The following is a 1,850-nucleotide window of genomic DNA, read 5'->3' on the forward strand; positions in this document are numbered from 1 at the left end:
TGTAGAGCCGTTACGGCTCAACCAGTTGTTATGCGTTGGTCAGGTTTCCGTATTGACTGCCACAGTTACTAGTGGCGAAGCGTGTGGGTATCTGTTGACGGAGGGGGAGGGGTTCAAGTGTTCGTGGGCGAGCGTCGAAATCGCGCAGTCCTGAAGCACGACGCGCGTCGCGCTCGTCCGGCCAATCCTCTGCGTAATTCGCCATTTCGACCAAGCGCATGATTTGCAAGGTTTTTTTCCATCGGTATAATGCGACCTTCTCTCCGATGGCACCCCTCCATGAGCCGACTACTCTTCTTGCTGACGCTGACCTTCAGTTTGTCGCTCGGCGCGATGCACGACGCCACGGCTCAGGAACGCCCCTTGGAGACGACCGCAGCGGTCATGGATCAGAAACTCGCCGCAAGCGAAGCCGATGCCGACGCCCAGGCAAAGCACCAGGTTTCCCGTCTCATCTCGCAGAAATTCGGCGTTGCGCGTGCGAAGGCCGAGCAGATTTCGGCGGCCGTGATGTCGGCGGCATCGAAATATTCACTTCCCCCCGCGCTTTTACTCGCGATCATCTCGATCGAATCCCGCTTCAAGGAAAACGCGCGCGGCGCGAATGGCGCAACCGGATTGATGCAGGTCGTGCCGTCTGCGCACAAGAAACTGGTGCGCAATATCGACCTGACGGAAGCCGATGCCAACATTGAAGCCGGGTCCGCAATTCTGCATGGTTACGTGCAGTCGGCACGCGGTGACGTGGATGCCGCGCTGAAAAGCTACGGCGGATCGAAAGCGTACGCCGAAAAAGTTGGTCTTCAGGTCAAAAAGATCTCGTCCCAGTTCGATGCCGAGCCCGCTGGCGCTCAGGCAGGATATTGATCGCACCAAATAAGCAGACGTAACACTTCATCGTTGGCAACTCCGGTCCGCCCTTTCGGACCGTTTCTTGCTGAAGCTCTCTCCTGATTCCGCTTTTTATCGAAGACTGAACGCCGCAACAGGGGCGCAGTGCCTTACGCCTTCGATTCCCCGATGCGTCAACGGTCGGCATACCGATCGCCTCATCTCCGAGGAAGACGTGACCAGACGCCCGTTCGAAGCAAACCATGAGCAGTTCGCCCTTTGGAACCCTAAACGTGCGCCCCTTTTCATGGACGTGCGGCGCATCGTTATTGCCCATCGAGATCCAATGATTGGCGAGTCATTCGTGCTGCTGCTGGGCCTGAAGGGCATGGCCGCCCAACACGTGACGACTCTTGAGGCACTGGCCGGGCTGATCGATACATGGCGTCCGCAGGCGCTGATGATCGATACACGGCTGACCCTGGCTGGTAACACCGGCTTCGTTCGCACCCTCAGTCTCGACTCCGCGCACATTGGAACGTTATTGCTCGCCATGAGCAATTTCCTGCCGGAAGACACGGTAACGGCCTTGCAGGCGGCCGGCTACGACGGCCATTGCCGGCGCCCGTGCGCAATGTGGCAAGTCTCGGAATTGCTCAGCGAATTCTTTTCATCGGCGGCCCCGCGCTGAGTTGCGGTATCAACCCTGCACGAGTTCACGCAATTCGTCGATATTGAACGGCTTCGCCAGAATGGTCACGCCCGTGTGCCGCGCGCGCTCGAATTCATCGGCATAACCGGTCATCAGCACGATCCGCTGCGCGGGCCACGTGCCGCGCACTTTCTCCGCCAGGTCGATGCCGTTGAGCCGCCCAGGCATCTGTATATCCGATAACACCAGGTCGAAGCGTCCACCTTCGTTGAGGACGTCGAAGGCTTTGTCGGCGGTGAGTTCGTGGCGCACATCGCAGCCGAACGTGGCGAGCACCGCCGCGACGCCTGCGGCGACTTCCTCGTTG

3 protein-coding genes are annotated in these 1,850 nt (G+C 59.2%); 2 read left to right on the top strand and 1 reads right to left on the bottom strand.

Translation table 11 applies throughout. The features are described 5' to 3' along the window. The first annotated feature begins 279 nt into the window (after positions 1 to 279). Together ACRXB1_RS35380 and ACRXB1_RS35385 are read left to right on the top strand one after the other, a co-directional pair. A complete protein-coding gene (locus ACRXB1_RS35380) occupies positions 280 to 867 on the top strand; it encodes a transglycosylase SLT domain-containing protein (protein ID WP_174364224.1) in 588 nt (195 codons plus the stop codon). Positions 868 to 934: 67 nt separating this feature from the next. Then, complete coding sequence (locus tag ACRXB1_RS35385; protein WP_449494696.1) at positions 935 to 1,522, top strand: hypothetical protein; 588 nt, start codon at positions 935 to 937, stop codon at positions 1,520 to 1,522. A 9-nt stretch (positions 1,523 to 1,531) separates the two neighbouring features. Here the strand turns inward: ACRXB1_RS35385 and ACRXB1_RS35390 are convergent. Further along, positions 1,532 to 1,850: response regulator (locus tag ACRXB1_RS35390; RefSeq protein ID WP_449494697.1), on the bottom strand; the 319-nt coding region annotated here is incomplete at its 5' end.

The organism is Caballeronia sp. M23-90 (assembly GCF_053574605.1).